The sequence below is a fragment of the Pseudomonas sp. 22515 genome (assembly GCF_052044625.1).
Lineage (GTDB): Bacteria > Pseudomonadota > Gammaproteobacteria > Pseudomonadales > Pseudomonadaceae > Aquipseudomonas > Aquipseudomonas alloputida.
Window position 1 is genome coordinate 62,144 of the sequence record NZ_JBQENN010000017.1, and the last position, 21,915, is coordinate 84,058.

Here is a 21,915-nt window from a genome sequence, read left to right on the forward strand (position 1 = left end):
TGCATGAACCCTGGGGCCGCTACGCAGCCCTGTCGCGACGCAAGGCCGCTCCCACAAGGCCGCATAACCCGCCCAAGAGGTTCGTCATGCTCGATCAATTGTCCTTGCTGTCTTTCGCCAGCGGAGGCTGGGGCCAGGCGTTGCTGGCCGGCGCGCTGGTTACCGTTTCCCTGGCCTTGGCCTGCCTGCCCATCGGCCTGCCACTGGGCCTGGTGGTCGCGCTGGCGGCGCGCTCACGCAAACGCCTGCCACGGGCCTGGGCCACCACTTTTTCCACCGTCTTCCGCGGCCTGCCCGAGCTGCTGACCTTGCTGATCATCTATTACGGCTGCCAGATCGCCGCGCAGAAGATCCTCGCCGCCATGGGCTACCAAGGTGAGTTCCTCATCAACACCTTCCTCGCCGCGATGATCGCCTTCAGCCTGGTGTTCGCCGCGTTTTCCAGCGAGATCTGGCTGGCTGCCTTCAAGACCCTGCCCAAAGGCCAGTTGGAAGCCTGCTCGGCGCTTGGGCTTAGCAAGCGCACCGGCTTCTTCAAGGTGCTGCTGCCACAACTGACCCGCATCGCCCTGCCCGGCTTGTCCAACAACTGGCTGTCGCTGCTCAAGGACACCTCGCTGGTGTCGACCATCTCGCTGGTAGACCTGATGCGCCAGACCAACCTGGCGGTCAGCGTAACCAAGGAGCCGATGTTCTTCTACGGTGTCGCCTGCCTGGGCTACCTGCTGTTCGCGGCACTGTCGGGGCGCGTGTTCGCCTACATCGAACGGCGCAGCAACCGCCACCTGCAAGGAGCACGCGCATGAGCTTCGATCAACTGCTGGCAATGGTGCTTGACCCCGACCTGCTGGAACGCTACGGCCCGCGCTTCATCGACGGCCTGCTGGTAACCGCCAAGCTGGTGGCGATTTCCTTCAGCCTGGGTGCTGTGCTCGGCCTTCTGCTGGCCCTTGCCCGCCTGTCTCGCAGCCTGGTACTGCAGCGCATGGCAGCTGGCTACGTGTACTTCTTCCGCGGCTCGCCGCTGCTGGCGCAATTGTTCCTGCTGTATTACGGCCTGGGCTCGCTCAAGGGCTTCTGGCAGGACGTCGGCCTGTGGTGGTTCTTCCGGGATGCGTGGTTTTGCACCTTGCTGGCGTTCACCCTGAACACTGCCGCCTACCAGGCCGAGATCTTCCGCGGCAGCCTGATGGCGGTTGCGCCTGGCCAGCATGAAGCGGCGCGGGCGCTGAACCTGAAGCGCTCGACCACGTTCTTCAAGGTGATATTGCCGCAGTCGCTGCTGGTAGCCATTGGCCCGTTGGGCAACGAACTGATCCTGATGATCAAGGCCAGCGCGATCGCCTCGCTGGTGACGATCTACGACCTGATGGGCGTGACCAAACTGGCCTTCTCGCGCAGTTTCGACTTCCAGATCTACCTGTGGGCCGCCGTGCTCTACCTGGTGATCGTCGAACTGGTGCGGCGCCTGCTGAAACACCTGGAAGCCCGCCTGGGCCGCCACCTGAACTGACCGAAGGATACGTTTCATGCATTGCCAGACCCTTGTCCTCGGCGCCGGCATCGTCGGCGTCAGCACCGCGCTGCACCTGCAGGCACGCGGGCGCCAGGTAATTCTGATCGACCGCGACGAACCGGGCAGCGGCACCAGCCACGGTAACGCCGGGCTGATCGAGCGCTCCAGTGTCATCCCCTATGCCTTCCCGCGGCAACTCGGCGCACTGCTGCGCTACGGCCTGAACCGCCAGCCCGATGTGCGCTACAGCCTGGCGCACCTGCCCAAGGCCGCACCGTGGCTGTGGCGTTACTGGCGCCAGTCGGCACCCGGGCGCCTGGCCGGCGCCGCCGCCGATATGTTGCCGCTGGTGCAGCGCTGTGTCGACGAGCATGACGCGCTGATCGCTGCCGCCGGCCTGGAGGGCCTGGTGCAAGCCAAAGGCTGGATCGAAGTGTTCCGCGACCCCGCGCTGTTCGAGCAGGCAAAAACCGATGCCAAGGGCCTGAGCCGCTACGGCTTGCGGTTCGAAATCCTTGAATGCGGGCAGCTGCAGGCACGTGAACATCAGCTGGACGCCACCGTGGTCGGTGGCATCCACTGGCTCGACCCGAAAACCGTGAACAACCCCGGCGCGCTCACCCGTGGCTATGCGGCGCTGTTCCTGCAGCGCGGCGGGCAGTTCGTGCATGGCGATGCGCGCAGCCTGCGCCAGGCCAATGGCCAATGGCGGGTAGAGAGCCAGCGTGGCCCGATCACTGCCGACGAGGTGGTGGCCTGCCTTGGGCCTCAGTCAGCCGACCTGTTCAGCGGCCTGGGCTACCAGATCCCGCTGGCCATCAAGCGGGGCTACCACATGCACTACAGCACCCGTGACGGCGCTCAGCTGGAGCACTCGATCTGCGACACCCAAGGCGGCTATGTACTGGCGCCGATGGCGCGCGGCGTGCGCCTGACCACCGGCATCGAGTTCGACGCAGCCAGCGCGCCTGGCAATCAGATTCAGCTGGGCCGCTGCGAGGCCTTGGCGCGCAAGCTGTTCCCGGCCCTCGGCGATCGTCTGGACGACACGCCATGGCTGGGCCGCCGCCCCTGCCTGCCCGACATGCGTCCGGTGATCGGGCCGGCGCCGCGCCACCCAGGGCTGTGGTTCAACTTCGGCCATGCCCATCACGGCCTCACGCTGGGCCCGGTCTGCGGCCGGCTGCTGGCCGAGCTGCTCACTGGCGAGCCCCCCTTCACCGACCCCGCGCCTTACAGCGCGACCCGTTTCGACTGAACCCACGCGGGAGAACAACAAGATGACCGCACCACTGAGCCTTGCCACCCTTGCCCCCGAACCCGACCCGCGTTCGGTGCTGATACGCATCGAAGGCCTGAACAAGCACTATGGCGCGTTCCACGTGCTGCGTGACATCGACCTGCAGGTGCGCGAAGGCGAACGCATCGTGCTGTGCGGGCCGTCCGGCTCGGGCAAGTCGACCCTGATCCGTTGCATCAACCGCCTGGAAGTCGCCCAGCAGGGCAGCATCCAGGTGGACGGCATCGACCTGGCGGCCACCACGCGCGAGGCCGCACAGGTACGCAGCGACATCGGCATGGTGTTCCAGCACTTCAACCTGTTCCCGCACATGAGCGTGCTCGACAACTGCCTGCTGGCCCCCACCAGCGTGCGCGGGCTGTCACGCAAGGACGCCGAGGAGCGGGCACGCATGTACCTGAGCAAGGTCGGCATCGAAAGCCAGGCGCACAAGTACCCCAGCCAGCTGTCCGGCGGCCAGCAGCAGCGCGTGGCAATCGCCCGGGCGCTGTGCATGAAACCGCGGATCATGCTGTTCGACGAGCCCACTTCGGCGCTGGACCCGGAAATGGTCGCCGAGGTGCTGGATGTGCTGGTGCAGTTGGCGGGCACGGGCATGACCATGCTGTGCGTCACCCATGAAATGGGCTTTGCCCGGCAGGTCGCCGAGCGGGTGCTGTTCCTTGAGGGTGGGCAGATCATCGAGGACAGCCCGCCGCAGGTGTTCTTCAACCAGCCGCGCACCGAGCGCGCCAAGGCGTTCCTGGCGCAGATACTGCACTGATTGAAGACCTGTCACTGAACGTGTGCGAGCGGCCTTGTGTCGCGAAAGGGCTGCGCAGCAGCCCCGGCAATCTATGTACAGTGCTGAAATCCGAGGGCCGCTTTGCGGCCCTTTCGCGACACAAGCCCGCTCCCACACCTTGGGCGTCTCCCTGCCCTCAGGCGCCCGGCCATCTACTACTTTAGTACTGCATTTACTGTCTATCGTCGCATTCACAAAGCACCGCCACTGGCATGTAATGAGTCCATAACAAAAAGGAAAAACCTCCATGCCACGTGCCCTGCCCCGGCTACCACGCTCTTTGCTGGCGGTACTTTCGCTGAGCCTGACGCTAGGCATCGCCCAGGCTGACACGGCGCCGCTGTTCTCCGCCGACGGCTATCGCACCACGCACTATCGCAGCCCGACCCCGCAACAGGTCGAAGGCGGCCAGGTCGTCGACACCGCCACTTTGCAAAGCCTGCTGGGCCAGACGCCCAGGCCGGTGCTGATCGACGTCTATCGCCGCCAATGGCTGCAAGGTCATTTCATCGAAGACGAACCTCACAGCAACCTCCCCGGCAGCCTGTGGCTGGCCAACGCCGGCGACGGCGAACTGAGCCCGGCATGGCAGGACTACTTCGTGCGTAACCTGCAAAAAGCCACGGCCGGGCACCCGGACCAACCACTGGTCTTTTACTGCCGCTCCGATTGCTGGTTAAGCTGGAACGCGGTAAAACGCGCGAAAGCCTTGGGCTATACCAACCTGTATTGGTACCGCGACGGCCTGGATGCATGGCAGCAAGCCAACCTGCCATTGCAGCCGGCACAACCGGTGCCGTTCCCCTGAAATGCCTGTGTATGCGTGCCCCGCTCCATCCAATAAAAACAAGGTGAAAAGGCCATGTACAAAATTCTGATTGCCGACGATCACCCCCTGTTTCGCGAAGCCATCCACAATGTCATCAGCGATGGCTTCCAGGGCAGCGAGGTCATGGAGACCGCGGACCTTGAAAGCGCCCTGGCCCTGACCCAGGCGCATGACGACCTCGACCTGATCCTGCTCGACCTGAACATGCCCGGCATGCACGGCCTCAATGGCCTGATCACCCTGCGCAACGAGGCGCCGACCACGCCGGTGGTCATCGTTTCGGCCGAGCAGGAAAAGCAGATCGTGCTGCAGGCCATTACCTACGGTGCCGTGGGCTTCATCACCAAGTCGTCGCCACGCTCACAGATGATCGAAGCGATCGAGCAGATCCTCAATGGCAATGTCTACCTGCCGCCAGACATCATCCGCGCACAAAAAAACAGCACCAGCCGGCGCCATAACGATGCCCCAAGCTTCCCGCCGGAAATGCTCCAGGCCCTGACCCGCAAGCAACTGCTGGTGCTCGAGCGCATGACCAAAGGCGAATCGAACAAACAGATCGCCTACACGCTGGACATCGCCGAAACCACCGTCAAGGCCCACGTTTCGGCGATCTTGCGCAAACTTAATGTGCACAACCGGGTACAAGCCATCCTCAGTGCTGGCGATATCGATTTTGCTGATTATCTGCGCCGTTGACCTGTTCCGACGGCTTCGTGGGTAACCCCGCGAAGCGGCCAACCGCTATGCCACGCCACTGGCCAGCAGATGGCTCATCGCCGTCTTGAGTTTCATCGGCCTTACGGGCTTGTGCATCAGCGTGTAACCCAGCTCGCGGATCTGCTGCTTGAGATCGTTGCTGTAGTTGGCCGTGATCATCAGCGCCGGTAGCGGCTGGGCGCGGCGGGCATTGATCCGCGCTACGGCGTCGACACCATTGCAGTCATTGTCCAGGTGGTAGTCGGCAATCAGCAGGTCGGCCTCGGCATGGTAGTTGTCCACCTGGCGCGCCAGGTCTTCCTCCGACAGCGCAGTGACCACCCGGCAGCCCCAACCTTCCAGCAAGGTACGCATGCCCGCACAAATCGCCGCATCGTTATCCAGCACCCACACCCGCGCCCCGCGCAGGCGTTCGAGCATCGGCTCGCAGATCGCCTGGCTTGGCTGGGCCTTGGGTGCAGTGGCGCTCAGCGGCACCTCGACAGCGAACACCGAACCTTTGCCCAGCCATGACCGCACGCGAATCCGGTGGCCGAGGATGCCAGCGATCTTCTCCACGATTGCCAGGCCCAGGCCCAGCCCACGGTCCTGGTCCGGGCGCTGCACATCACCCCGCTTGAACTCCAGGAACATGTCTTCCAGGTGTTCTTCGGCAATACCGATGCCGCTGTCCCACACTTCAATCCGCACGCCACCGCGCTGGCGCCGACACCCCAGCACCACGCGCCCGCTGCGGGTGTAGCGGATAGCATTGCTGAGCAGGTTGCGCAGGATGCGCGCCAGCAGCTGGATGTCACTGCGCACGACGGCAGAACACCCCACAAAATGCAGCTCTAACCCTTCACTACGCGCCACCTGGGCGTATTCGGCAGCCAGGTTGTCCATCAGTTCGTGGAGGGCGAACGGGGCGACATCGGCCTTGATCACCCCGGCATCGAGCTTGGAAATATCCACCAGGGTACCCAACAGGTTTTCCACATCCTCCAGCGAATTGCTGACATTTCGTACCAGGTGGGCAGCGTTTTGCGGTTCGTCGCGCTCGAGCAACGCACTGGTGAACAGCCGCGCCGCGTTCAGCGGTTGCAGCAGGTCATGGCTGACCGCCGCAAGGAACTTGGTTTTCGACAGGTTGGCCTGCTCGGCCTCGCGCTTGGCCTCGCGCAGACGCGACTCGGCCTGGCTGCGCTCTTCGATTTCGCGCAGCAACTGGTCGTTGAGGCTGGTCAGTTCGGCAGTGCGCTCGCGCACCCGTTGCTCCAGGTGCTGATAGGCCTGGTGCAACGCCTGTGCGGTGTTGCGGCGCTCGGTGATGTCGCGGATCAGCACGAAGATACCCACCACTTCGCCACTGGCCAGGCGGTTCGGTACGTAGGAACGTAGCATGTAGCGTTCCTGGCCGTTGATATTGGTCTCGGCAAACTCGAACGTTACGCTCTCCCCCGCCAGCGCCCGCGCCACGTAGCCTTCCAGGCGCTGGTAATGCTGCTCGCTGTGGGCCTCGCGCAGGCTCTGGCCCAGCATCACGCCATGCGGCCAGCAATACCATTCTTCGTAAACCTTGTTGGTGAATTCGTAGACCAGATCGGCGTTCAGGTAGGCGATCAGCGCCGGGACGTTGTCGGTAATCAGGCGAATCTGGTGCTGATGGGCCGTCTCGGCCCGCTGCCGGGCCTCGCTGAGCAGGCGGTTGACGGCCTTGAGCTCGGCCATGGCCTGGTTCAACGCATCGGTGCGTTCGCGCACCTGCTCGGCCAGCACCACTGAATGCTGGAACGCGGCGTAGGGGTCGTTGCCCCGGGTCACGCCCGACTCGATGCGCTCGATCAGTGCGTCATTGATACGCTGCAGCTTGTGGTTCTGGTGCTGCAGCCGGGTCAGCTCGGCCTGCAGTTCAGCGACCGACAGGAGGCCGGTTGCGGGCAATGGCGACCCCGGTGAAGGTCTGGTTGATGTGCATGCCATTGAACTGTTCTCCGTAGGTGTTGAAGCCGATCACCCGTTGCTCGCGCAGGAACGCGCCGACCGGCTCCAGGCCGTGATGGGCCTCCAGTTCCAGCCGCCGCAGGAAACAATCACAACCGATGGTCAGCAGCAACGGTCCGAGACGCTGGTGCAGGCCATCGAACAGCTGGTGCAGGTTCGGCAACAGCGGGCCCGGGGTCATGGCCGTGAGCACGATGCCGTTCTCCACCGCGCAGTAGAAGCTCAAGCTGAGGTCAGGGTGCATTTGCTGGATCGCCCGCACGTAGTACTGATCATGAATGCGCACGGCCAGCGGGTGGGCGGCGAACACCCGGTGATCGAGCGCAGCCACGGGCACACCAATGTGGCGGGCATATTCCTCGGCCGCCGGCTCGGCATTCAGTTCGAAAACCCGGCGCTGGGCGCTGTCGGCACCGGTGACCACCAGCTTTTCCTGGCGCGGCAGGATGTGATGCGTGGTGAACACTTCGAAGTCGAGCCAGGTGTTGACCAGCACCACCACGGCTGCACCGTTGTGGAATGTACCGCCGTAATACACATGGGTGCGGTTCAGGTAGTTGTCGTCACCGGCCGAGCCGCCGAAGTGCGGGATATCCCCCAGGGCTGCGCTGAGTGCGGCAAGCACCATCTCCTCGCGGCTGGACAAGCCATCGAGCAGCGTGAGTGCAAAGCTGTGGCCCTTGATTGGCGCCAGGGTATTGCTGCGGCAGGTGCCGACCAGCCGCTCGACCATCTGCTGCGCGTCGATCAGGCTGAAGCGCTCCATCTCATCGATCAACGCGGTGGCGATCGAAAAGTGCCGGTGATCGAAGCCCACCGCCGTCACGCAATTGCGGCCGTAGCCCAGCGGGGTGATTTCACCGGCGCTGGTGCAGCCGACCAGGCGTATACCGCCAAAGTCTTGTTCCAACGCTTCGCCCAAAGCCTGCAAGTCGTATTCGGCGGAGCAGAAAAACAGCACGAACCCCAGGTGCGGGTGCAGCAACTGCCGCGCCAGGTCCTGAGCGGCCAGCCGTGCGTCGGTAGCCTGCGACATGGCACTGACCACACCGTCGTTATGAGCCTGCTGCATCGTGGTCTCCGGCACGGGGTGGCTGAGTGATCAGTTTAAGGAGGTGGTGGTGGGTGACGAATGCTACTTGGGTAGCGGGTGGGCGGTTCCATGGGCGTAAAAGACCGTGTCATTCGGGGCCACCTAGCGGCCCCGGCCGCTTACCAGGTCAACACCGCGCCCACCGCAAAGGTATCGGTGTCTTCGTTCTGCGCACTGGTGTCATGCCCGTCGATGGAAAACTGGTTGTACTCGGCCACCAGTTTCAGGTTGTCGTTGATGTCATGGAACAGCGCCACACCCCGGGTCTCGTAGTCCGCGCCGCTGCCAACCGCACCGTTGCCATCGTCCTTGGTCTTGCCATAGGACAGCGCCACGCGGTTCTTGCCGAACTTGTACGAGCCCTGCAGCAGGTAGCCATCACTGTCGACATTGCGTAAAACCGGTTCGCCGGCATTGTTGGTGAAGAACGGGTTGATGCCTTTGGCCTGGAACCCCGAGCCGGTCAGCGACCAGCCGCCCATCTTTGCCTGCACCCCGTAACCCACCCCCTTGGAAGTGATCGTTTCTACCGTGGAGTCAGTATTGTCCGAGGTCTGGTAACTGCCGTTGACCCAGCTGTAGATCTGCGCCCCACCCAGGTCGAACTGGTAGGTGATCTCGCTCTCGGTGCGTGGGTTTTCCTGGTAGGCCTTTCCGGTCGGGCTGCTGTCGTTGGTGTCCACCGGGTCCATGATGCCCACCGCCACCCGCAGGCCCTCCATCACGGGCGTACGGTAGGTGATCTGTGAGGTAGGGAACGGGTATGGGTAACCGCTGCCAATGTTGCCGAACGACACTCCGCCGCCGTCCACCAGCCCCAGGGTGTCGCTGACCTGGCCATAGCCGGCCAGCAGTTCGTCGAGCAGGATGTTGGAGCGGGCGAACAGCCCGAAGTCCTTGCCGATCAGCACCTCGCCCCACTCGGGATTGGCCACCGTGCCGTAAAACTGGCGCACGTCGATGGCGGTGTCGGTGCCGTTGGTTTCACTGTCGTTGATGGTTACCCAGAACGAGGCACGCGCGCCGAGCTTCAGGTCATCCACCTGCTTGCCCATGTTGAAGCCGAGGTAGTTGGGCAAGAAGCCCATCTTCACCCGCGACTGGCGGCGGTCAAACTGCTCGCCCTCGCGATCGACCTCGCTGTTGACGTAGAAGGCGTTGATATAGCCATCGGTGGAAAACGTCGTCTGGTCCTTGTCGTACAGCATGATCTCGGCTTCGGCGACGCTGCTCAGGCCAAGCGCAGAAAAGCTGGCGATGGCGGCTGCGAGAAAACGAGGCGGCAGGTGCTTATTGTTGTTGTGCATGGCGCGCTCCAAACGGGGACGGGATGTCGGAGGCGATTATCAGAAGTGGGCAAATTGCCAGAAACGCTGCTTTGGCGTGGGGTGGCGAGTGCTTTGGGGCGGGAGGGTGTGGCCCGGTGATTTGGTCCCGGTACCTGCTTGGGTCTGGGTTCGAGACTTATGGCTTAGGCAGGAGTGGCAAGCGGGCATCCATACGATTGAATGAACCGGGGCCGCCTTGCGGCCCTTCGCGGGNCCCGCGAAGGGCTGCAAAGCAGCCCCAATTACATTGTCTGAGCGGAATCTCCTGGCTTCAGGAAGCCAGTGCCTGCGAACGCTGACAAGCGGGCATCTCATAGCGATGCGGTTGCTGCCAGGCCAGCCGTGCCTGCACATCCACCACCGCCTCCTTCACCTTCTGCGCCCAGTGCTCATCCTTCGGGCACACCACCACCACGCGGAAACCGTGGTCGACCCCTTCCAGGCGCACACCTTCGGAATCATCTACGTGCAGATCGATATCAAAAGCCGAAGGCAGCTTGGAGGGTGAGTTTTCCAGCCCGTTCTGGGCCAGGATGTGCTGGTGCCGATCGCTGTTGACCACGCCATCGACATGAATGCCGTAAAGCATCAGCCAGCGGCGGATGTAAGCCGGGGTACGCCCCGAGGAGGTGTAGATCCAGATGCTGCAGCCCTGGCGGCGCAGGTCGCGGATCAGTTCGCGGGTGCCGCTGCGCAGGGGCTCACCCAGCCAGCGATGGACGAAACCCGGCAGCTTGCTGTCCTCGGCGGCGGCGTGTTCGGGCAGGCAGGCCAGCGTGTCGTCGATATCGAACGAAATGCGTACCTGGCCACGCTTGAGCTTGCGTTCGATGGCTTGCCGTCCTCGTGCGAACAGGGATGAACCTTGCATCAGCGGCTCCCCTCACAGGCAGGCACGGGCGTGCCGTTCAGGAAGAACTTGCCGGGCTCAGGCGCCTTCGCTTCCAGGAACGCGGCGTACTTTTTCTTGATCTTGGGGAGTTCGTACAAAGCCTTGACACCGTGTTTGGCGGAGTTGCGTATGACCGAGGACGGGTTGAAGTAACCCTCGGCGTTGTCCAGCGACAGCACGAATGGCGGCAGCCCGGCACGCATCAACAAATAGCTGACAATAAGCGAACCCGTGCGGTTGTTGCCTTCGATGAACAGCTGCGGCTTGCTGAGGATCCGTACATACACACCCGCTGCCCGCTTCCAGATGGAATCGCTGCGGTACGCGCAGTACCAGTTGTACAAATCCTTGATGCCACCTTCCACGTTGTTGAAAAAGTGCGCTTCGGTTGCCGCAAGGTGCGGGGCGAATTCCAGGCGACGGGCCGGATCGCTGCCGCATAGCACGGTGGCATTGATTTCCAGCATCAGGTTCAGCTGTTGCAGGTCGAACAGGTCGATACCGCGAGCGACATAGTCGTCAATTAGCGCATAGCCTTCAACCACATTCAGCAGCACCTCGTCGGTAAACGGGTCCCGCGGTTCGGTGAAATGCTGGCTGAGTTCGGCAAAACGGCCCTGCACCTCGCGCAGTGCGCGCTCTACCGCTGACAGATCAAGACGACGCGTCGCTCGCATTGGTAATCCCGGGTAACACTTTAACGGAAGGTAACGCGGCCGGGTGTTGCAACCTTCCTGGCTGCAACACCCGGCCACCTTGAGCTTGTATGGCTTAGCTGAACTTGCCGCTGATGTAGTCGCTGGTCAGTTGCTCACGCGGGTTCTGGAAAATCTGCGCGGTCGGGCCCATCTCGACCAGGTAGCCGGTGCGGGTGCCCTGGGAAATATCCACCGAGAAGAACGCGGTGGTGTCGGCCACACGAATCGCCTGCTGCATGTTATGGGTCACCAGGGCGATGGTGTAGTCCTTTTTCAGCTCGACCATCAGCTCCTCCACGCGGCGGGTGGCAATCGGGTCGAGTGCCGAGCAGGGCTCGTCCAGCAACAGCACTTCCGGCTCGGTGGCGATGGCACGGGCGATGCACAGGCGCTGCTGCTGGCCACCGGACAGTGACAGCCCGCTGACCTTGAGCTTGTCCTTCACTTCGTCCCACAGCGCGGCGCCTTGCAAGGCGTGCTTCACGCGATCGCCCAAGTCGCCTTTGTAGCGGTTCAGGCGCAGGCCGAAGGCCACATTGTCGAAGATGCTCATCGAGAACGGGTTGGGCTGCTGGAACACCATGCCGATATAGCGGCGTACTACAACAGGGTCGACACCCTTGCCGTAGACATCTTGCCCAAGGAAGTGCACATGGCCTTCGAAACGGAAACCCTTCACCAGGTCATTCATACGGTTCAAGCTACGCAGCACGGTACTCTTGCCGCAGCCCGAAGGGCCGATGAAACCGGTGATCTCGTTTTTCCTGATCGGCACATGGCTGTCACGCACGGCCATGAAGTTACCGTAGAAAATCTTGTCGAGCTTGCAGTCCATGACGATGGGGGCTTCGCTGACCATGGGAGCGGCTCTTTGCGCAGTGGATACGTTCAAGTTGGATGCTCCCTTTCTCAATACTTGGGCTTGCCGAAGACTCGGCTCAAAATGTTGATGACCAGCACGATCATTACCAGCACCAGCGAGGCCGCCCAGGCGAGCTCCAGCTGGTTGTCGAACGGCATGCCGGAGAAGTTGTAGATCAGTACCGCAAGCGAGGCTGTGGGGTTCATCACCGCCAGGTCGCCGTCGTGGTAGATCCAGTAGTTGCTGAACAACGCGGTGAACAGCAGTGGCGCGGTTTCGCCAGCGGCGCGAGCCACGGCCAGCATCACCCCGGTAAGGATGGCCGGCAGGCCGGTGGGCAGAACGATCTTCCAGATGACCTGGGCACGGGTGCAGCCCATGCCGTAGGCGGCGTCCTTCATGATCTTGGGCACCATCTTCATCGACTCTTCAGCGGTGAGCACCACGATCGGCAGCATCAATACCGCCAGCGCCACGCCGCCTGCCGGTGCCGAGTAGGTACCGGTGGTCATCACCACCAGGGCGTAGGCAAACACCCCGGCCAGGATCGAGGGCAGGCCAGTGAGCATCTTGGCGGCAAAGCGCGCAGCGTTGGCCAGCTTGCTGTCGGGGCCGAGCTCGGCCAGGAACACCGCTGCCAGGATACCGACCGGCACAGCGATGGCGGCGGCAATGCCGACCATGACGAAGGTACCGGCCATGGCGTTACCGAAACCACCGCCCATCTCGAAGCCGGTCGGCGGCAGCTCGGTGAACACTTCCAGGTTAAGGCGTGCCCCGCCGCGAGTGATCAGCATGTACAGCACGGAAATCAGCGGCACGCTGGCCACCAGTGCCGCGAACCATGCCAGGGTGGTCAATACCAGGCTGCGCAGGGCGCGGCCTTCCAGCTTGCGCTGCAGGCTGGGCAGCGCGGCTACAGGGGTCGTCAGGTCAGTCATTGTTTGTTACCACGCTGAGCGTAGAGCATGATCATCGAGCCGAGGACGTTCACCAGCAGGGTGATGAACATCAGTACCAGTGCCGCGTACATCAGCACTTCGACCTCGTTCGGGCCGGCTTCCGGGAAGTTCAGCGCCAACAGCGCCGCCAGGGTGTTGGCCGGTGCGAACAAGGACAGGGAGATGGTGTTGGCGTTGCCGACCAGCATGGCCAGCGCCATGGTTTCACCGAGTGCACGGCCCAGGCCGAGCACCAGCGAGCCGAAGATGCCGGTAGCCGCCGAGGGCACCATCACCTTGAGGATGGCTTCCCAGTGGGTGGTCCCCATGCCGTAGGCAGCCTGCTTGGTTTTCATCGGTACGCTGGTCAGCGCATCCTGGGAAACCGCCGCGATGGTCGGCAGGATCATGATCGCCAGTACCAACGCCGCAGGCAGCAGGCCTGGGCCACTCAGGGAAGTGCCGAAAAACGGGATCCAGCCCAGCTCGCTGTTCAGCCAGGCGGTCAGCGGGCGAATCGCCGGGATGACCACATAGATGCCCCACAGGCCGTACACCACGCTGGGGATGGCGGCGAGCAACTCGACGATGGTGCGAAACACCGCGGCAAGCTTGGCCGGAAGGAAATCCTGGGTCAGGAAAATGGCCATGCTGACGCCGAAGAAACCGGCGATCAACAGGGCGATCAAGGCGCTGTACAGCGTACCCCAGATCGCTGGCAGAATACCGTACTTGCCTTGGTTAACGTCCCAGACGCTGCCGAACAACACGTCAAAACCGTGCTTTTCAATGCCGGGCAGTGCCTTGCGGCCGACTTCGTAGACCAGCGCGAAGACCAGCGCCAGTACCAGCACCACGCCAATGCGCGCAAGCGCACGGAAGGTGCGATCGACCAGAAAGTCTTTCGCAGACGGTGGCTGGCACGCGGAGTCGGGGTTATCCGGTATGGCAAAAGGAGTGTTCATTGGCGAGTTCCGGGACAAGGGACAAACACCCCCGGCATGGCTTCATGCCGATACCGGGAGCGCCTGGGTATTACTGGATGTTGGCGGACGCTTTACGCACCTGGTCGACTACCGACGGCGGCAGCGGGATGTAACCCATCGAGTCGGCGATGGTCTGGCCTTTGGTCAGGCTGTACTCGACCATTTCACGCATGGCCTTGGCTTTTTCCGGGTTGCCGTTGTCCTTGCGGAAAATCATCCAGGTATAGGAAGTGATCGGGTAGGACTTGGCACCGTCCGGGTCAGGCAGCCAGGCCACCAGGTTTTCCGGCATGTTCACCGCCGCCAGTGCTTCAGCACCGCTCTCGGCATTCGGCACGACGTATTGGCCAGCCTTGTTCTGCAACATGGCGAAGTCGACCTTGGCCAGCTTGGCGAAGCCGTACTCGATGTAGCCGATGGCGCCCGGGGTCTGGCGGACAGTGGCGGTTACGCCGTCGTTCTTCGGCGACTTGATGAACTTGTCGGTGGCCGGCCAGTTGACGGTGTTGCCTTCGCCCAGTCCTTGCTTGAAGTCAGCGTTGATGGCCGACAGGTGCTTGGTGAAGACGGCAGTGGTGCCGCTGGAGTCGGCACGCACGACCACGGTGATCGGGGTGGCAGGCAGCTTCAGGTCAGGGTTGGCCGCCGCGATTTGCGGGTCGTTCCACTGGGTGATCTTGCCGAGGAAGATATTGGAGTAGACGTCGCGCGGCAGCTTCAGCCCTTTAGGGTTACCCGGCAGGTTGTAAGCCAGGACGATTTCACCGGCGGTCATTGGCAGCAACTGCACGCCTTCGCCAACCTTGGCAATGTCTGCTTCGCTCATGGCCGAGTCGCTGGCGGCGAAGTCGACGGTCTTGTTCAGGAAGTCCTGAACGCCCGCGCCGCTGCCCTTGGACTGGTAATCGACGGTGACGCCAGCCGTGTTCTTGCTGAAGTCCTTGAACCAGGTCAGGTAGATCGGTGCAGGGAAGCTGGCGCCCGAACCGGTCAACCGAACGTTTTCTGCAGCAAAGGCTGCCGAGGTGGCGCAAAGGGAAACGGCAACGGCGAGTGCAGCAGACTTCATCAGGCGTTTCATCAAAATGTGCTCCATGTGATGGCCGGCACACTTTGCATCAGCTGTGTTACAACTTTGTGACTATTGAATGGCAGGCCGCGCGGTAGAGCTTATTGACTGTGCCATCAGGCGCCGAGCTGGAACCCTGAAACGGCTCCGGCCTCAACGCTAACGCTTGAATCTGCCGATTGGATGACGGCCGTACGAGGCCAAAGCACCGCTCGCCCATTAGCCGGCACTTTTTAGACGCGCAGGGTTTCAACCGTTCAGGCAAACCGGCAAGCGCGAAGACCCTGTAACGCAGCACCAGGAACAACAACCTGGCCACTGCAGGCGATCAACCGATGCCGGCAAGACCTGCATCACCGGCATCCGCACAGCGGTTGCGGCATGCACATTCGAACTCGGCTTGGGCACGGGTGGAAAAGTTCAGGCTCAGACGCATCTTGTCTTGGGTGTCGTAGAGGTCGTAACCCTCCCCCAGTGCGGCGGGAAAGCCAAGCCGCCGAGGATAAGCCTCTTTCTTGAGTGGCACTGCGGGAACCACAACGAAGCGTGTCTGCATGATCATCCCCTTCGGCAGTGCTTAAGTATTAGTACTGCTATGTGAAAGCATCAAGATGACTCATGCAATATTTTGGTTCAGCCGGCTATTCTCGCGGTGATGAGTAAGCAGAATCCCAGCAGGCAAATGACCCCGATGCCATAGAACAACGTTCTCCAAGGCTGCAAACCGCGCAGGTAGGCCAGCGTGTGCAGGATCCTGGCAACCGTGAACACCACACTCAGCCACAACACCGGTAGCGTGGCGGCTTCCAGCGCAACAGCCAGCCCGCCGAGGGCAAAGAACAGGGGAATGTTCTCCAGGTCGTTGGCCCATACCTTGGCAGCCCGTATCACCTGCGGGCGTTCTGCGGCCTGGGCGACGCGCCCGAACACGGCAGCGTCCTCCGGGTTGGTGAACGCGACGAAGCGCAAGCGGTGATAGCCCTGATAGCAGGAAACCAGGAACATCTTGAGGAACAGCATCACCACACACAGCGCATAGACCTGCAAGGCACTGCTCATGGCTGGCGCCCCTCGGCAACGCCTCTGATCACCAGGTACAGCAACGGCCCCAGCGAAACGAACACGACGGTCAGCAGCAGGTAAGGCAGCACCGCGATCCCGGCGCTGGCGCGCATGCGGTTGTCTCTCACCATCCAGCAACCGGCCAGCCCGGCCATCAGGTACAGGTCGGTGACCACCTGGGCCGTGTCCGGCTGCGCCAGCAGTGCCAGCCCGAATGCCAGCAGCGATTGCTCGGCAATCAGCATGGTCCAGCCGGTATACAGCGAAAACAGCACCAGTATTGCCAGCGCGCAGATACGCAAGCCCATATAGCTCTCCTTGATAGGGTTTGCCGGCACAGTAGTGATAGGGTTGCTTGCACTCAATGACCCGTGAGGTCATGGACATTGCACTCAAGGACGATCAGGGCAACGCATGAATCAGCATCTGTTCCATCGCAGCACCCCTGACCCGCACATCTCAGCGGGCCAGCATCTTCGCGAACTGCGCCGTCAGGCCAACCTCAGCCAGCTGGAGCTGGCGCTGCTGACGGGGCTGTCACAGCGTCATCTGAGCTGTGTGGAAACAGGACGCGCCAAGGCCAGCCCAGGCACGTTGCATGCCCTTCTCTCGGCCCTGGATGCGCCGCTGGAGCGGTGCAACGAAGTGTTCGTTGCTGCAGGATACGCGCCCCGCTACGCCGCCACGCCACTCGATGCGCCTGCACTGGCCTTGGTGAATACTGCCATCGAGCATATTCTGCAGGTGAACAACCCCGCTCCGGCGATTGTCATCGACAGCCACTGGGACGTCATCGCCGCCAACGCCAGTACCGGGCTGCTGCTGGCGATGGCCGGTGTCAGCGCACAGCCGGCAACCGGCCTCAACCTGCTGCAGACACTGCTGTGCCCCGGTGGCCTGGGTGATCACCTGGCCAACGCGCCGGAAATCCGCGCTGCAGCCTGGCAACGTGCATCCAGGGAGGCCGCAGGCAATCCGGCACTGGCAGCGCGCTTGCGCGACTTGCCGGCCCCGTCGAGCCCGTGCCTGATGACGACAGCCACCCCTCTGCTGCTGACCCGCGTGAACACCCCGTATGGCGAGTTGCGGTTCCTGTCCACGTTCACCACCTTTGGCATGCCGCAGGATGTCACCGTGCAGTCACTGCGCATCGAACACCTGATCCCCGCCGACCCACAGACCCGGCAAAGAATGCTGGCAGCGTTCGAGCAATGGTCGGCCGTTACAGCGTGAACGTCAGGGTCTGGCCAAGGAACCTGGCGCTGACCTGGTGGCCTGTTTCATGCAGGTCGAACGGCTGGCACATGGCCCCGGTGGTCACCACATCCCCGGCCTTCAGGGTCTGGCCACGCTCGGCAGCGTGCGCGTACAGGTGAGCCAGCGACACCAGCGGGTCGGTGGCCGCATCGCCAGACAAGCCACCGGCGCGTCGTTGGCCATCCACATGCACCTCGGTGGTTTCGGCCAGGTCGGCGAGCAACGCCACATTGATACCGGCGCCCAGGCTAGTGCCGACCACCAATGCTTCAAACCCCACGTTGTCAGCCACAAAACTTGGCCAGCCGACAGCCTTGCGGTCGACAAAGCGCGAACGCACTACTTCAAAGGTGACGCACGTGGCGCGAATATCCTCACTCACCGGTACGCGCCCGGCTTGCGGAGGAATATCCCGGTCCAGCACGAAGGCAATTTCGCATTCGATGGTCACCGGCGTAACCGCTGGCAGCTGGATATGTGCGCCATCGGCATGGCAACGCCCCGCTTCCAACTGGCCAATCAAGGGCCGCGACAACTTGCCTGCACGCATGCCAGCTGGGCTGCCGACGCCCAGCTTCCACCCGGCGCGCGGGCCTGCGGCAGCAGCAAACAACTGGTCCTGGCTGTCATAGCCTTGTTTCAATGTCTCGGGCTTGAGGCTGGCGGGCAGTTCCGTCAGCAGGTCACCGCTGCGCCAGTGTTGCAGTAGCAAGGCTGCAGTGCGTTGGTGTACGAAGAGCGAACGGTTCATCAAGACCTCATTGAGATAGGCGATGGCGGGCAACAGATGCTATGGCCTGAAATTGATAATGATAAATATATTGTCATGATGCCCATCATCACAAATTGTTATTTAACTGCCTGATGAAATCCGCCTGCAGGTGCATGCTCAGCAATCAGTGGAAACCGGCTGCTTCAACAACAACACATAAGCCATCGCAGCAACCGCGGCCACGGCAGCACTGATCAGGAATGCCGAAGCGAAGGACCCGGTCTGCTGAATGCTGAACCCGGTCACGATGGGCGCCACAGAGCCTGCCAGGTAGCCGCCGAAGTTCTGGATCGAGCCAAACGAGGCCACGCGCTGGCTATCGACCACGGTGTTGGCGATCATCCATGCGGTAGAGCTGGCCATGTTCACGCTGAACAGTGCGCAACACAGCAGCGCCACACTGAGCAGAAAGCCGCTACCGAACGACAGGGGAACGGTGAATGCGGCCGCCGCGAACAACGCAGTCACGACAACCCGCTTGCGGCTACCCAGCACACTGGCACCGTGCTTCACCAGGCGGTCGCAGATGCGGCCCGCGACAATGGTGCCCAACGCGCCGAACACATAGGCCAGCGAAACCACCCAGGCGGTCTGGTACAGGCTCAAGCCATGCTCGCGCTCGAAGTAGCCCGGCAGCCAGGTCAGGTGCAGCCACAGCATGTAGATCACCCCCATGAAGCCCAGTACTGCGCCCCAGGTGCTCTTGTGGCGGAACAGTTCGGCCCACGCCGCCAGTTGTGCCTGCACACTGGGCCTGGCGCTTGGCACCGCCTGTTTATGCGCCTGGGCCGCCAGCAGTTGCTCACGCGCCTCGGCAGGCAGTTCAGCCAGGTACCGCACCTTGCTTTTGTAGAAGGCGAACCAGCAGGCGGCAACCAGAATGCCGAACACTCCGGTGACGATGAACATGCCGCGCCAGCCCCAGGTGACCATCAGCAGCGTCAGCAACGGCGGCGCCAGACACGGCCCGATGCAGGTCGATGACAGCACGATGCCGGTCGGCGTCCCCCGCTTCTCGGCCTCGAACCACTCTGCCAGCGCCTTGGCCGCCGACGGGAACATCGGCGCCTCGCCAATTCCCAACACCACCCTGAGCCCGATGAATGCAGAAAAACTGTTGATCAGGCCAGAAGCCGTCTGTGCCACCGACCAGCCCAGCAGGGCCGCCCCCAGCGAAATCTTGCTGCCCAGGCGGTCGATGATCACGCCCAAGGGCAGTTGCGAAAAGGCATACGCCAGGGAAAACGCCGACAGCAGAATGCCCATCTGTGACGGCGTGATGCCCATGTCGCGCTGGATGGACGTATTGGCAATCGACAGCGCACTGCGGTCGACGTAGTTGATGATGCCGATCACCAACAACAGGCTGACGGTGATGACCTGGTACTTTCTGAACGGGTTCGAGCTGGCGACCGCTTCAGCTTCGCGGGCAAGCCCGGGTTGCGCATATTTGGTATTCATGGGCGTTCACTTTTGTTGTTATTGGTTGAACAGCAGGTAACGGCTTACATGGACGCTTCAAGCAGCCACTGGTAGTCCTCGGCAGATGCCTCACGTGGGTTGGTGCGGTGGCTGTGATCGGCCAACGCGCCCTGGACGATGCGCGGGAACAGGTCCGGGTTGACATCCAGTTCGCCAAGGCCGGTCGGCAGGCCCAGCGTACGGGTCATGTCGCGAATGGCATCTTCGATCTGGCTGTCATCGGCCAGCCCCATCGCCTGGGCGATGCGTTGCATCTTGTGTTCATTCACCACCGTTTCGGCCGTGCGGTTGAAGCGGATGACGGCAGGCAGGAAGATCGCATTGAGGGTGCCGTGGTGCAGGCGCGGGTTGATCCCGCCCAGCGCGTGGCTAAGGCTGTGCACGCAGCCCAGGCCTTTCTGGAAGGCCAGCGCACCTTGCAGCGATGCGCTCATCATGTTGATGCGCCCGTCCAGGTTGCCCGGCTCGCGGGTGGCTCGTTCGATGAAGCGCCAGGCCCGCCACAGGCCGTCCAGGGCAATGCCGTCGGCAGGCGGATTGAACGCAGGTGCCATGAAAGTTTCCAGGCAGTGGGCAATCGCGTCCATGCCGGTGGCAGCCGTGAGGTGTGCCGGCAACCCGAGGGTCAGTGCCGGGTCACAGATGGCGGCCTTGGGCACCACATGGGGCGAGATCACCCCCACCTTGCGCCCGTCATCGAGTATCAGGATGGCACCGCGCCCGACCTCGCTCCCCGTGCCGGCTGTAGTCGGCACGGCAATCACCGGCGCAGTTGCCGGGGTGATCCGGGCCAGGCCGCCCTCGATCACCGCAAAGCCCTTCAACGGGCCGTCGTGCCGGGCACACACAGCCACCCCCTTGGCCAGGTCGATTGCCGAGCCACCGCCAATGGCGATGATGCCATCACAGCCATATGCCTTGAACATGGCCACAGCCTCACGCACGGCATGCTCGTTGGGGTTGGATGGCGTACCGTCGTAGATCGGCAGTTGTGTGGTATCGCTGCCGAAGGTGTTCAACGCCGTATCGACGATACCGGCGGCACGCACGCCACGGTCGGTCACGATCAAAGGCCTGGTTATACCAATGCGCTCACATTCGGCAGGCAGGCAGGCAATGGCACCGATATCGAATTGAATCTGGGTGATGTAGTTGATCAGGGACATAAGGCTTGGCAGGCTCCTGGCTTTATTGTTCTGGGCGTTTCAGCGGCACTGGATGCGACACTGTGCAGCGCCAGTATAGGAATGCGCGGCTGGCCATGGTATTGAGAACAATCCATATCGGTATAACCAGGACGAATACCAGATGACCCCATCGCTCAATTCGATCATGTCCCGCCTGCACGCCCGCCACCTGCGCTTGTTGATCGAGTTGGACGAGCACCGCTCGCTGCTCGGTGCAGCAAGCAGCGTCGGGCTTACCCAGCCTGGTGCCAGCAAGGCCTTGCAGGAAATCGAAACCACCTTCGGCACTGTGCTGTTCAACCGCACCAACCGAGGCCTGGAGCCCACGGCCGCCGGACACTGCGCCATCCGCTACGCACGCCTGTTACAGACCGATATCGCCAACCTGCGGCACGATCTAGATGCAATCCTGCGTGGGGTCGGCGGCCGGCTGGCTGTGGGGGCGATCATGGGCGCGGTGCCGTTGCTGATGAAGGCGGTGTCACAGCTGGCCAGCATCCAGCCACAGATGTCGTTCGAAATCATCGAAGACACCAGCCAGTCGCTGCTGACGCAGATCGAGAGCGGCCGCCTGGACATCGCCCTGTGCCGCACCAGTGTCAGCAATACGCCGCAGCTGTTCGCCAGCACCTTTGTCCAGGATGAGACACTGGCGGTCATCGCCAACATCGACCACCCGCTCAAGCATGCGCCAAGCCTGAGCCTTGCCGACCTGGCCGAGAGCCGCTGGATCGTCTACCGGGCCAACATGCCCATGCGCGTGCAACTGGAGCGCGAATTTCACGATGCCGGGCTGCGCTTCCCGCTGCACCTGGTTGAAACCACTTCGATCCTGGCGACCTTGTCGCTGTTGCAAAACCGTCCTGACTTCGTTGCGCTGGTGTCGATCGACGTGGCCCAGCAATGTGCAATGAATCAACAGGTCAGCATACTGCCCTTGAGCATGGCCTCGGTCAGCGACCCCTACGAGTTGGTGACCCGTAAAGGCAGCCAGGCAACACCGGCCATGGACACGCTCACCGAACTGCTGCTGTTGCAGGGCCGACAGCGCTGCGACAGTTAATGCGGTTTCATGGCAGAAGCCACTGGGAAATCTGGGCTGAGAGGCTGAGGGTCAAGACAGTAATGAGGCGGCCCGCCAGCCCTGGGTAATC

General features: G+C 62.4%; 23 protein-coding genes. 8 read left to right on the forward strand and 15 right to left on the reverse strand.

All coding sequences use genetic code 11. The features are described 5' to 3' along the window. Positions 1-86: 86 nt before the first annotated feature. The 6 genes from ACTJJN_RS16995 to ACTJJN_RS17020 all read left to right on the forward strand — a co-directional run bounded on the left by ACTJJN_RS16995 (position 87) and on the right by ACTJJN_RS17020 (position 5,128). Complete coding sequence (locus ACTJJN_RS16995; RefSeq protein WP_003247720.1) at positions 87-806, forward strand: ABC transporter permease; 720 nt, start codon at positions 87-89, stop codon at positions 804-806. Next, positions 803-1,513: an ABC transporter permease gene (locus ACTJJN_RS17000; RefSeq protein ID WP_003247716.1), complete on the forward strand. Its 711-nt coding sequence runs from the start codon at positions 803-805 to the stop codon at positions 1,511-1,513. The genes ACTJJN_RS16995 and ACTJJN_RS17000 overlap by 4 nt, the downstream gene beginning before the upstream one ends. Before the next feature lie 16 nt (positions 1,514-1,529). Beyond that, positions 1,530-2,774, forward strand: coding sequence for an NAD(P)/FAD-dependent oxidoreductase (locus tag ACTJJN_RS17005; RefSeq protein ID WP_012052076.1), 1,245 nt, complete (start codon positions 1,530-1,532; stop codon positions 2,772-2,774). A 22-nt stretch (positions 2,775-2,796) separates the two neighbouring features. After that, complete coding sequence (locus tag ACTJJN_RS17010; protein ID WP_003247711.1) at positions 2,797-3,579, forward strand: amino acid ABC transporter ATP-binding protein; 783 nt, start codon at positions 2,797-2,799, stop codon at positions 3,577-3,579. Between the two features lie 268 nt (positions 3,580-3,847). Further along, positions 3,848-4,408, forward strand: a complete 561-nt coding sequence (locus tag ACTJJN_RS17015) for a PQQ-dependent catabolism-associated CXXCW motif protein (RefSeq protein WP_012052075.1) — start codon at positions 3,848-3,850, stop codon at positions 4,406-4,408. 54 nt (positions 4,409-4,462) lie between these two features. Beyond that, positions 4,463-5,128: a response regulator gene (locus ACTJJN_RS17020; protein ID WP_012052074.1), complete on the forward strand. Its 666-nt coding sequence runs from the start codon at positions 4,463-4,465 to the stop codon at positions 5,126-5,128. Between the two features lie 45 nt (positions 5,129-5,173). On the opposite strand, the gene ACTJJN_RS17025 is transcribed toward ACTJJN_RS17020, so the two are convergent. From ACTJJN_RS17025 to ACTJJN_RS17080, 12 genes are all read right to left on the reverse strand, one after another. Beyond that, a complete protein-coding gene (locus ACTJJN_RS17025; protein WP_440781447.1) occupies positions 5,174-7,072 on the reverse strand; it encodes a PAS domain-containing hybrid sensor histidine kinase/response regulator in 1,899 nt (632 codons plus the stop codon). Further along, positions 7,041-8,204, reverse strand: a complete 1,164-nt coding sequence (nosP, locus tag ACTJJN_RS17030; RefSeq protein ID WP_003254110.1) for a nitric oxide-sensing protein NosP — start codon at positions 8,202-8,204, stop codon at positions 7,041-7,043. The genes ACTJJN_RS17025 and nosP overlap by 32 nt, the downstream gene beginning before the upstream one ends. A 140-nt stretch (positions 8,205-8,344) precedes the next feature. Next, a complete protein-coding gene (locus ACTJJN_RS17035; protein ID WP_010953581.1) occupies positions 8,345-9,532 on the reverse strand; it encodes a porin in 1,188 nt (395 codons plus the stop codon). Positions 9,533-9,824: 292 nt separating this feature from the next. Then, positions 9,825-10,424, reverse strand: a complete 600-nt coding sequence (locus tag ACTJJN_RS17040; RefSeq protein WP_440781448.1) for a hypothetical protein — start codon at positions 10,422-10,424, stop codon at positions 9,825-9,827. Then, positions 10,424-11,122 (reverse strand): hypothetical protein, encoded by a 699-nt coding sequence (locus ACTJJN_RS17045; RefSeq protein ID WP_004574211.1) that lies wholly within the window; start codon positions 11,120-11,122, stop codon positions 10,424-10,426. The genes ACTJJN_RS17040 and ACTJJN_RS17045 overlap by 1 nt, the downstream gene beginning before the upstream one ends. A gap of 94 nt (positions 11,123-11,216) precedes the next feature. Beyond that, positions 11,217-12,002 carry a phosphate ABC transporter ATP-binding protein PstB gene (pstB, locus tag ACTJJN_RS17050; RefSeq protein WP_003254117.1) on the reverse strand — a complete coding sequence of 262 codons (786 nt, stop codon included), beginning with the start codon at positions 12,000-12,002 and terminating at the stop codon, positions 11,217-11,219. A 50-nt stretch (positions 12,003-12,052) separates the two neighbouring features. Then, positions 12,053-12,946, reverse strand: coding sequence for a phosphate ABC transporter permease PstA (gene pstA, locus ACTJJN_RS17055; RefSeq protein WP_003254119.1), 894 nt, complete (start codon positions 12,944-12,946; stop codon positions 12,053-12,055). Continuing rightward, positions 12,943-13,911, reverse strand: a complete 969-nt coding sequence (pstC, locus tag ACTJJN_RS17060) for a phosphate ABC transporter permease subunit PstC (RefSeq protein ID WP_004574212.1) — start codon at positions 13,909-13,911, stop codon at positions 12,943-12,945. The genes pstA and pstC overlap by 4 nt, the downstream gene beginning before the upstream one ends. Before the next feature lie 70 nt (positions 13,912-13,981). Next, positions 13,982-15,013, reverse strand: a complete 1,032-nt coding sequence (gene pstS, locus ACTJJN_RS17065) for a phosphate ABC transporter substrate-binding protein PstS (protein WP_003254123.1) — start codon at positions 15,011-15,013, stop codon at positions 13,982-13,984. A 316-nt stretch (positions 15,014-15,329) separates the two neighbouring features. Further along, on the reverse strand, positions 15,330-15,563 hold the full coding sequence (locus ACTJJN_RS17070; protein ID WP_014753437.1) for a hypothetical protein: 234 nt from the start codon (positions 15,561-15,563) through the stop codon (positions 15,330-15,332). A 71-nt stretch (positions 15,564-15,634) separates the two neighbouring features. Continuing rightward, positions 15,635-16,060: an MAPEG family protein gene (locus ACTJJN_RS17075; RefSeq protein ID WP_440781449.1), complete on the reverse strand. Its 426-nt coding sequence runs from the start codon at positions 16,058-16,060 to the stop codon at positions 15,635-15,637. Beyond that, positions 16,057-16,371 (reverse strand): hypothetical protein, encoded by a 315-nt coding sequence (locus ACTJJN_RS17080; protein WP_012052070.1) that lies wholly within the window; start codon positions 16,369-16,371, stop codon positions 16,057-16,059. The genes ACTJJN_RS17075 and ACTJJN_RS17080 overlap by 4 nt, the downstream gene beginning before the upstream one ends. 106 nt (positions 16,372-16,477) lie before the next feature. On the opposite strand from ACTJJN_RS17080, the gene ACTJJN_RS17085 reads away from it, so the two are divergent. Next, positions 16,478-17,296 carry an MmyB family transcriptional regulator gene (locus ACTJJN_RS17085; RefSeq protein WP_440781450.1) on the forward strand — a complete coding sequence of 273 codons (819 nt, stop codon included), beginning with the start codon at positions 16,478-16,480 and terminating at the stop codon, positions 17,294-17,296. On the opposite strand, the gene ACTJJN_RS17090 is transcribed toward ACTJJN_RS17085, so the two are convergent. From ACTJJN_RS17090 to ACTJJN_RS17100, 3 genes are all read right to left on the reverse strand, one after another. Further along, on the reverse strand, positions 17,286-18,071 hold the full coding sequence (locus ACTJJN_RS17090) for a 2-keto-4-pentenoate hydratase (RefSeq protein ID WP_440781451.1): 786 nt from the start codon (positions 18,069-18,071) through the stop codon (positions 17,286-17,288). The genes ACTJJN_RS17085 and ACTJJN_RS17090 overlap by 11 nt on opposite strands. A gap of 138 nt (positions 18,072-18,209) precedes the next feature. Next, complete coding sequence (locus tag ACTJJN_RS17095) at positions 18,210-19,553, reverse strand: MFS transporter (RefSeq protein ID WP_440781452.1); 1,344 nt, start codon at positions 19,551-19,553, stop codon at positions 18,210-18,212. A 44-nt stretch (positions 19,554-19,597) separates the two neighbouring features. Further along, on the reverse strand, positions 19,598-20,740 hold the full coding sequence (locus ACTJJN_RS17100; RefSeq protein ID WP_440781453.1) for an iron-containing alcohol dehydrogenase: 1,143 nt from the start codon (positions 20,738-20,740) through the stop codon (positions 19,598-19,600). Positions 20,741-20,882: 142 nt separating this feature from the next. Here ACTJJN_RS17100 and ACTJJN_RS17105 point away from each other — a divergent pair, with 142 nt between their 5' ends. Further along, a complete protein-coding gene (locus ACTJJN_RS17105) occupies positions 20,883-21,824 on the forward strand; it encodes a LysR family transcriptional regulator (RefSeq protein WP_012052065.1) in 942 nt (313 codons plus the stop codon). Positions 21,825-21,915 lie beyond the last annotated feature (91 nt).

What these genes read in the sequence shown, in the direction of transcription:
- ACTJJN_RS16995 (WP_003247720.1), top strand. Translation starts at nt 87, where the DNA reads ATGCTCGATCAATTGTCCTTGCTGTCTTTCGCCAGCGGAGGCTGGGGC.
- ACTJJN_RS17000 (WP_003247716.1), top strand. Translation starts at nt 803, where the DNA reads ATGAGCTTCGATCAACTGCTGGCAATGGTGCTTGACCCCGACCTGCTG.
- ACTJJN_RS17005 (WP_012052076.1), top strand. Translation starts at nt 1,530, where the DNA reads ATGCATTGCCAGACCCTTGTCCTCGGCGCCGGCATCGTCGGCGTCAGC.
- ACTJJN_RS17010 (WP_003247711.1), top strand. Translation starts at nt 2,797, where the DNA reads ATGACCGCACCACTGAGCCTTGCCACCCTTGCCCCCGAACCCGACCCG.
- ACTJJN_RS17015 (WP_012052075.1), top strand. Translation starts at nt 3,848, where the DNA reads ATGCCACGTGCCCTGCCCCGGCTACCACGCTCTTTGCTGGCGGTACTT.
- ACTJJN_RS17020 (WP_012052074.1), top strand. Translation starts at nt 4,463, where the DNA reads ATGTACAAAATTCTGATTGCCGACGATCACCCCCTGTTTCGCGAAGCC.
- nosP (WP_003254110.1), bottom strand. Translation starts at nt 8,204, where the DNA reads ATGCAGCAGGCTCATAACGACGGTGTGGTCAGTGCCATGTCGCAGGCT.
- ACTJJN_RS17035 (WP_010953581.1), bottom strand. Translation starts at nt 9,532, where the DNA reads ATGCACAACAACAATAAGCACCTGCCGCCTCGTTTTCTCGCAGCCGCC.
- ACTJJN_RS17040 (WP_440781448.1), bottom strand. Translation starts at nt 10,424, where the DNA reads ATGCAAGGTTCATCCCTGTTCGCACGAGGACGGCAAGCCATCGAACGC.
- ACTJJN_RS17045 (WP_004574211.1), bottom strand. Translation starts at nt 11,122, where the DNA reads ATGCGAGCGACGCGTCGTCTTGATCTGTCAGCGGTAGAGCGCGCACTG.
- pstB (WP_003254117.1), bottom strand. Translation starts at nt 12,002, where the DNA reads ATGGTCAGCGAAGCCCCCATCGTCATGGACTGCAAGCTCGACAAGATT.
- pstA (WP_003254119.1), bottom strand. Translation starts at nt 12,946, where the DNA reads ATGACTGACCTGACGACCCCTGTAGCCGCGCTGCCCAGCCTGCAGCGC.
- pstC (WP_004574212.1), bottom strand. Translation starts at nt 13,911, where the DNA reads ATGAACACTCCTTTTGCCATACCGGATAACCCCGACTCCGCGTGCCAG.
- pstS (WP_003254123.1), bottom strand. Translation starts at nt 15,013, where the DNA reads ATGAAACGCCTGATGAAGTCTGCTGCACTCGCCGTTGCCGTTTCCCTT.
- ACTJJN_RS17070 (WP_014753437.1), bottom strand. Translation starts at nt 15,563, where the DNA reads ATGATCATGCAGACACGCTTCGTTGTGGTTCCCGCAGTGCCACTCAAG.
- ACTJJN_RS17075 (WP_440781449.1), bottom strand. Translation starts at nt 16,060, where the DNA reads ATGAGCAGTGCCTTGCAGGTCTATGCGCTGTGTGTGGTGATGCTGTTC.
- ACTJJN_RS17080 (WP_012052070.1), bottom strand. Translation starts at nt 16,371, where the DNA reads ATGGGCTTGCGTATCTGCGCGCTGGCAATACTGGTGCTGTTTTCGCTG.
- ACTJJN_RS17085 (WP_440781450.1), top strand. Translation starts at nt 16,478, where the DNA reads ATGAATCAGCATCTGTTCCATCGCAGCACCCCTGACCCGCACATCTCA.
- ACTJJN_RS17090 (WP_440781451.1), bottom strand. Translation starts at nt 18,071, where the DNA reads ATGAACCGTTCGCTCTTCGTACACCAACGCACTGCAGCCTTGCTACTG.
- ACTJJN_RS17095 (WP_440781452.1), bottom strand. Translation starts at nt 19,553, where the DNA reads ATGAATACCAAATATGCGCAACCCGGGCTTGCCCGCGAAGCTGAAGCG.
- ACTJJN_RS17100 (WP_440781453.1), bottom strand. Translation starts at nt 20,740, where the DNA reads ATGTCCCTGATCAACTACATCACCCAGATTCAATTCGATATCGGTGCC.
- ACTJJN_RS17105 (WP_012052065.1), top strand. Translation starts at nt 20,883, where the DNA reads ATGACCCCATCGCTCAATTCGATCATGTCCCGCCTGCACGCCCGCCAC.